We start from the raw sequence: 451 nt of genomic DNA on the forward strand, positions 1-451 counted from the left end.
ATCTACTTCTGCATCTCCTACTGGAATGTCTGTTGCTGTCCATGAGCCATCCGTTCCTGTTGTTACTGTTGTTTCGTCTCCGTTAACATCAGTAATTACAACTTCTACTCCTTCTATTCCTTCTTCTCCTGGATCTTGTACTCCATCGCCGTTAAGGTCTTCAAATACAACTCCACTTAAATCTCCAACTGCTGGTGTATAACCATCATCAGTAGTAGCATTAGTTCCATCTACAACTGTTACTGTTTCTGGATCTGAGGTTCCTGTTGTTAAAGTATCTGTAATATCTGCTGGTAATGTAGTCTCATCTACATCTACTTCTGCATCTCCTAATGGTACATTGTTTAATGACCATGTTCCATCCGTTCCTGTTGTTACTGTGGTTACTGTTCCATCCACATCTGTAATTACAACTTCTACCCCTTCTATTCCTTCTTCTCCTGGATCTTGT

Annotated in this window: 1 protein-coding gene; it reads right to left on the minus strand. The window is 40.6% G+C overall.

Annotated features, from left to right (window positions below; all coding sequences use genetic code 11):
• A partial coding sequence (locus tag ACVC3Y_RS05840; RefSeq protein ID WP_452226355.1) for an SdrD B-like domain-containing protein occupies positions 1 to 451 on the minus strand: 451 nt, incomplete at both ends.

The sequence above is a fragment of the Lacinutrix cladophorae genome, assembly GCF_053604645.1.